Here is a 6,998-nt window from a genome sequence, read left to right as displayed (position 1 = left end):
CTACAGATTGAGCTACTGCTGCTCCACCTATTCCAAATATTCCTGTTAATGTTGAGACTAAAGAAAATACTATTTTATTTCCTGAGGCCAATAAGGGTTCTAATAAATCAACTAAAGCTTTAAATGCCCCTGACTCTTCAATAAATGTTATAAATGGATTAAATAAAACAAACATTATAAACAACCACATCATACGCGATGCACCTTGAATTAATGTATCAAATATATCATTCAAACTTAATTTAGCTACAACTCCTGTAACGATGGCTGCTGTAAACATAACAACTACAGCATAAGAGGCTCCGCTCTTTACATAAATACCATAAATAATTAAAAGTACTAAAGTAATTAAAAATGCATAAGTAGCCCTTTTAGCTTCAACACTTGCTTCCTGATTAACATCAATATTTTCAACATTTTCATAGGCATAAATACCTTTTGTATCCTTTTGAATCTTATTAGCCATGATATAAGTTACTATTAAACAAACAGCTGTTACCGGTAATCCAGCAGATATTAAATATTGCCCATAGCTTAATCCTGTTAATCCCATAATGGTTACTACTTGCGGTGAAAAAGGTCCTATAAACAACCCAGTTAGACCCGCTCCCATAAAAACTGCTGCTAGTGAAGATGGCGTAATTCCTATAGCTGCTACTAATGGAATTATTATAGGAGCTATAATAGCATTTGCTCCAGCAAGAGTTCCAAGTAATGCTGTTAAAACCATGGAAGTCACCATTGAAGATAAAACAGCTTTCTTCTCCGTATTAATTCCTATTTTCTTCATAACTGTTCTAACTATATTTTCCGCAACTCCAGTTTTTTTAAGAATTGCACCTAATGCTGAGCCAATCATTATAATAAATCCTATTAATGATAAAAAGGATCCTAAAGAGTCTGCTATGACCGAACCCATGCCTAATAGAGGCTTGTTTGTTAAAATAGCCGTAATAATGACACACAAAAGTACATTTAGAATTGGATTAATATCCTTAAACGCAAGAACTATATATAGTATTAATGACAATAAAGCAAATAATGGTGAAATACCAAATAACATTTAAAATCCCTCCTTTTAATATTTTTATTTGATATATAAAAGTTATTTTGTATCACGCATTTAAGAAAAAATAAAGTTAATATACTTTATTTTAAATTTAAATATTTTATTCCATTAATTTTTCTAACTCCAAGTCCTGAATTATCATTTAAGGAGTTTTAAATTGAGCTGAAATTTACCATATTACAAAACAAAAAAACCAATAAAAGCATACTATTACTTGCTTTTACTGGTTTTTATTTATTCCGATATAAACAGATTTCTAAACTTCAGAGAGAGTTTTTACTCCATCTGAAGTTTAGAAATCGTTATCCAGGGACGTAACCGCTCTTTACTCCTACTTTTAAGAAGATGGGAGTATTAGAGCGGGTAGTCATCGGATAAATTTTTCATTTTATATCTCATTAAACAAAACAGTAAATCTAAAAATATTTTAATTTTATTTCATTATATTTTTTTACCGCATCTTTATACGCTACAATGATTGCTCGTTGAGAGGAACCATGGTACCTTCTTTTAATTTCTTCTTGACAATTCGAGTCAAATTCAATAAGTTTTTTTCCCATAAATAAACTTCTAACGAATTCATCCGTTGTTCTTATGGTTGCTGAACAACTTAAATCTATTATAGTATCATTTTCCACTTCCACTACAAAACCTATAAAAAATGAATTGAATATATTTGTAATTGCATTATCTGTATTAGTTTTAGAATTGCCCACCACATATACCGTATTCCCCTGATACATTAATACCACCTCATGGAATATTATACGGTAATGTAATTTATTTGTCTAATATGAACTCTTTACCTAAATATAAGTCTTCTAAATATGTCTTGCCATTATCCTCTGAACCTATGGTTACAGGAGTTACCATGACTTGACGGGCTTTATAGTATTTATAACTTCCATCCTTCTCCTTGTTATAGAAGCCTGAAAAATCATGTATCATATAATGCTCTCCATTGTATTCGCCAATGTATAACATAGCGTGTCCTGGCATATATAGTGCTGCTCCGGGATTTATACCGTCAAATAGTTTTTGCCTTTGTTCAAAAGTCATCTCTTTTGGCATATCGTAGGATTTCCCTGGATCTTTTCTTCCTTGTTCCCCTGTATTTCTAGGAAGATTTATCCCAATACTCCTATATATATCCATAACAAAAGAAGAACAATCTCTTCCATTAAACATTCCACCCCAACCATATCTTTCTCCTAAAAATTTAAAAGCTTGATTTAATACAGTTTCTCTAGTATAAGGAAGATAGCCAACATTTACATCCTCTGTTCTAGGTATTAAAGCATATTTTAAAACCATTTTTCCACTATCATCTCTTGTAGGAAGTTTAACTACATAATTTCCTGTAGTATTTTGTCCATAAACTTCATCGCCGATTTCTTTTTGGCTAGCAAGAGGTATTCTTACTCCCATATCAAATTTAATTTCAGAAAGATTGCTATCCAGTGGATTATAAGCTGTAAATGCTCTTTTACCTGTAGTTACTAGGAAATCCTTAGTATCTATATATTTAAACAACTCATCCTTTGACGCTATAGCAATATCCTCTGCAGGTATCCAAGCTAAATAGTTATACATTTGAGCAAAATACCACTTTTTATCTTTGCTTGTACTTAATATTACAATAGGTTCTAAAGGATATACAGCTGTTTCCATTAATCTATCAAACTCATAAGTATCTCCTTCTTTAAACAATAATTCATAAGTAGGATAGGTTTTCATCAATGTTCTTCTAACAGTAATGCCATATTTAACTCCATTTTCCTCTTTCAGACCCTCTAAGTTTAAGTTTTCATTTAATTTATTGTAGTAAAATTCCGTTATTAATTTACCATCTTTATCATATCTAGGACTGGATGAAGGTGAGCTCAAATCTTTTATAAGTTTTGTCAATTCTTCTTTCGTAAATACTTCTTTATAATTTTTAAGATCTACCACTTCAGGTGTCTTTTTTTCTAATTCTTTATTATATTTTTCTATAGAAGCTTTATCCATAATAATATTATCTTTATCTTTAATATTCTTTATCCAAAAGTCCGCCTTCATCATGTCTTCAGTTACTTTAGGTACATTGCTTTTAAACTGAACGTGATTTTCACCTGCTGCATAAACGTTTGTAGAAATAATAGTAGTAAAAAAAATAGCTAAAATACTTTTCAATTTAATTTTTTTCATATACCCTAACCCCCTACGAATTTATGAATTTATAATATAGAAAGTATTTTTCCTACTAACATTCCTCCACCTGTACCAACTATATATCCCATAAGAGCCATTAAAACTCCAATAGGCACTAAAGCTTCACTATAAGCACCAGCAAGTATAGGCGCAGAAGCTACTCCTCCTATGTTTGCTAAACTAGCAACTCCACATGTAAATAGATCCAGCTTAAATATTTTTGCAGATAGAACCATAAGCAGCGCGTGTATTCCAAGTATCACAAATCCTGAAATAATATATATAGGTGCTTTTGTTAATTCTGCAAAGTTTGCTCTGGATGCAATTAAAGCAACTATTGTATATAGCATTAAGTTTGAAAGCTGAGATGACCCTGGAATCTTCGCCACTGGTGTCATTGCAAATATTATTCCCAAACCAGTAGCTATAAGAACTGTCCATGTTGTTCCCTGAAAGAATTCAGATTTTGGCATTAATCCTCCAAGGTATATAGATATAGCAGAAACAAACAAACTTAAACCTAATAATATTATTAAATCTGAGAATTCTATCTCCTTTCTCATAGACGCCTTATCTGCAGTTAATTTTTCTCCTATTTCATCTATTAGTTTCGTATTAGACTTTGTCCATTTATTAAACTTTGGAGCAAAGGATACTAACCATAATAATAACATTACCCAAATTGAATAATTAATAGAGTCCATAAGAAGTGTGTATCCTAGTTTTGCGTCGGGTACATTCAATGCTCCTTGCACGGCAACCATATTACCAGTACCACCTATCCAACTTCCACAAAGAGCTGCAAAGGCCTTCCAAGTATCTGGTTCATAAAAGCCTTTAAATAAAACATAAGTAACTACAAATCCTATCATAATACTTATAGTTGCTGAGAAGAATCCAATTAACATCTTAGGTCCTAATTTTGCGATCTTTCTAATATCACATCTTAAAAGCATTAAAAATATCATAGCAGGTAGTAAATTATCCTTTAGTCCTTTATAAATTGCTGTTATTTCTTTGTTGTTTTCCCAAACTCCAAAGGTAGAAAGTAACATAGCCCCAAAGTATAAAAGAACAATTGCAGGAATATAGGTAAATATTTTTGATTTGGATTTTTTCTCCGCCAGCACCAACATGCTAGCAAAGAAGATTAGAAATGCAACATAGGTAAAACCCTTTGTAATCATAAAATTTCCCCCTTTATATTTATTTTATAGCCCTCCTTTATTGATCTTTAATTAAGTAAGGGCATATATTCAAAATTTGAACATTTTTAATTAAAGAATTTATCTATATATATTTATCAATGATTATTATTTAAAATACCAAAATTGATCAACTTAAATTTAAAAATAAAAAACCCAATAAATGATTATTATCACCTACTGGGCTTTGTTTACGTTAAAATGCTTTAGGCATCTAAATAAACAGAACAGTAAAACTAAATATTCTTAATTTTCTTTCTATTATCATTATATTATATATGGTAATAAAATTCAATATAAAGTTAATTATTCCCAATTTAAACTTTATTATCTTTCTGTATTATATTTAATACTTCCACATAAAATATAAAAAATAACTTTAGGGGTTGATATATTGCTATTTAATTTTATTATTGGATTTTTTATCCCTTGGCTATCAGGGATTGTACTATATTTTAAAGAAAAAAAATTGCTGCTTACCATAGCTCCATTTTCTAGCTCAATAGCATATACAATTAACATATGGAGTTTTCAGAATAACTATTGTTTTTTATATCCTTTTAATCTTGCTGGTGCATCAATTCCCTTTAATCTAGGATTCTATCCTATTATGGCTACTAGTCTTATTCATTTAATTAAGAAACTCAATATAAATCCTTACACATTAATATTGTTCTTTTCTATTTTAACTACTTTAATTGAAGGTTTAGGTATACTTGTAGACAAAGTGACTTATTATAATGGTTGGACTATCTTTCATACATTTTTATTATATTTATTTTCTTACCTACTGGTATACATTTATTATTTAAAACTTCGAAAAATAAGACTACTTGCTTAAAAATATAAAAATGTACTCTTGTTTAAGAACTCATAGAAGATCTATACTATACATTCAAATCTCTATTTTTATAAAATATATAGGTGACACTTAATAACATTCCAATAATCACTATTGATAATGCTACAAAAACATATTCAAACCCGCCGCCATACATTAGTTTTTTAGCCTCATAATATTTGAATGGGGTTATATATTTTAAGTTTTCAAATTTGCTATTTATGTCACTTAATATAGATAATATAAAAGTAGATAAAAGTATTCCTGTGGATATTGAAGTAGCGGTCTTTGGATTCTTACTTATAGCTGCTATAGCAGTACCTATAACCAAAAACATCAACTGTAAAATAAACATACCAATCATTAATATTATAATATCCTGATTTACAGCTTCCTCTTTTGCATAATATCCCACAGTTAAAATTGATGTAATTAAAGTAATAATATTAAAAATAGCTATATTAGAAAGTGCTGCTAATAGCTTTGATGTAATAACTTTATTTCTTGATATGGGCTTTACCATCAAGAATTCTGCTGTCTTATCTCCTTCTTCTTTTGAAATAATATTTGATCCTAGCATGGCAGCGTGAATAGTAGCCATTATAGCTAAGTATAGAAAAAGCACTCCATAATATCCACTAGCTTTTGATAGATCTAAAGTTCCTACACCAATTACAGCCTGTAAGGATTTAGGCATTTTTAATACTATATCATTTATAGATTGGCCTGATGCTCCCAGTGCAGAATATTTACTCATTCCAGCTACCACCATTAATATTGAGGCAATACACCATATTATAAGTGATTTTCTATAGGCTTTCATTTCTCTCATAAAAATATTCATAAATAAATCTCCTTTTACATAGAAATTTTAAAACTCATAATTATTAAATCCCATGGATGTCTTTTTTCGAATATATTAGGTAACTGGCAAAAATTGAAACAAAAATAAAAATTACTTCTATAATAATAAAAGAAGTCTCATAGGAAGAATTTTTAATGATATATGAGGCATCATAATATTTAAATGGAGCTATATATCGTAATGCCTCATCATTCATGGTAGAACTAAACATGTTTATTATAAAAAACCCAAATACCGTCCCCAGTGAAATTGGAAGTACAGATTTAATCTTAGTAGCTAATACAGAAACGAGGATACCTAATGACAGAAAGATAAGCTGAACAAAAAACATTGTAATTGAAATCATAAAAAATATTTTATAATCAAAGTCTTGATTTTTCACAGCTGATGCCATTAAACTTGCCGAAACTAAATAAACTATATTAGTTATTATCAAAGAGGTTAATGCTGCTAAAAGCTTGGAGGTAACAATTTGTGCACGTGTTACAGGTTTTGTTAAAAGAAAATCTGCTGTTTTTTCACGAACTTCTTTTGATAAAATTGAAGTTCCTAAGTTCATAGCTTGAATTGAACCACAGAGTAATATATACAAAAACACATAAGAATAAAATCCTAAAAACGTAGAAATGTTATCCAAAGAAATCCCAATAGCTTTTCTCACCACTTCCGGAAATCCTTCAAGTATGTTTTTAAATTCTGTAACATCCTTCGTAAAAGCTGGAAACACTGATAAAAATAAAATAATCAACGCGACTAAAGAACATGACCAAATGATTGTTGACTTTCTATAAGCTTTTAATTCATGTAAAAATACATTCATAAACT

At 29.7% G+C, this 6,998-nt stretch carries 7 protein-coding genes; all 7 read right to left on the bottom strand.

Annotated features, from left to right (window positions below; translation table 11 throughout):
• The coding region (locus tag RYO54_RS17655) for a Na+/H+ antiporter NhaC family protein (protein WP_315121747.1) at positions 1 to 1,063 on the bottom strand (1,063 nt) is incomplete at its 3' end.
• A gap of 422 nt (positions 1,064 to 1,485) precedes the next feature.
• Entirely contained in the window at positions 1,486 to 1,812 is a 327-nt protein-coding gene (locus RYO54_RS17650; protein WP_315121745.1) for a DUF3870 domain-containing protein, read from the bottom strand.
• 37 nt (positions 1,813 to 1,849) lie between these two features.
• Entirely contained in the window at positions 1,850 to 3,259 is a 1,410-nt protein-coding gene (locus tag RYO54_RS17645; RefSeq protein WP_315121744.1) for an SH3 domain-containing protein, read from the bottom strand.
• Positions 3,260 to 3,288: 29 nt separating this feature from the next.
• A complete protein-coding gene (locus tag RYO54_RS17640; RefSeq protein WP_315121743.1) occupies positions 3,289 to 4,449 on the bottom strand; it encodes a DUF819 family protein in 1,161 nt (386 codons plus the stop codon).
• Between the two features lie 345 nt (positions 4,450 to 4,794).
• A complete protein-coding gene (locus RYO54_RS17635; protein WP_315121741.1) occupies positions 4,795 to 4,989 on the bottom strand; it encodes a hypothetical protein in 195 nt (64 codons plus the stop codon).
• Positions 4,990 to 5,354: 365 nt separating this feature from the next.
• Entirely contained in the window at positions 5,355 to 6,152 is a 798-nt protein-coding gene (locus RYO54_RS17630; RefSeq protein ID WP_315121739.1) for an ABC transporter permease subunit, read from the bottom strand.
• Positions 6,153 to 6,195: 43 nt separating this feature from the next.
• Positions 6,196 to 6,993 (bottom strand): ABC transporter permease subunit, encoded by a 798-nt coding sequence (locus RYO54_RS17625; protein ID WP_315121737.1) that lies wholly within the window; start codon positions 6,991 to 6,993, stop codon positions 6,196 to 6,198.
• Positions 6,994 to 6,998 lie beyond the last annotated feature (5 nt).

Origin of the sequence: uncultured Clostridium sp., from assembly GCF_963515715.1 — a bacterium.
Taxonomy (GTDB): domain Bacteria; phylum Bacillota; class Clostridia; order Clostridiales; family Clostridiaceae; genus Clostridium_AW.
The sequence above is the reverse complement of the archived record's forward strand: the minus strand, read 5'-3'. Positions and strand labels throughout refer to the sequence as shown.

Bases quoted from the DNA above. Each gene is read 5' to 3' on its own strand.
- RYO54_RS17635 (WP_315121741.1), bottom strand. From the start codon at position 4,989: ATGTTAATTGTATATGCTATTGAGCTAGAAAATGGAGCTATGGTAAGC.
- RYO54_RS17625 (WP_315121737.1), bottom strand. From the start codon at position 6,993: ATGAATGTATTTTTACATGAATTAAAAGCTTATAGAAAGTCAACAATC.
- RYO54_RS17650 (WP_315121745.1), bottom strand. From the start codon at position 1,812: ATGTATCAGGGGAATACGGTATATGTGGTGGGCAATTCTAAAACTAAT.
- RYO54_RS17630 (WP_315121739.1), bottom strand. From the start codon at position 6,152: ATGAATATTTTTATGAGAGAAATGAAAGCCTATAGAAAATCACTTATA.
- RYO54_RS17645 (WP_315121744.1), bottom strand. From the start codon at position 3,259: ATGAAAAAAATTAAATTGAAAAGTATTTTAGCTATTTTTTTTACTACT.
- RYO54_RS17640 (WP_315121743.1), bottom strand. From the start codon at position 4,449: ATGATTACAAAGGGTTTTACCTATGTTGCATTTCTAATCTTCTTTGCT.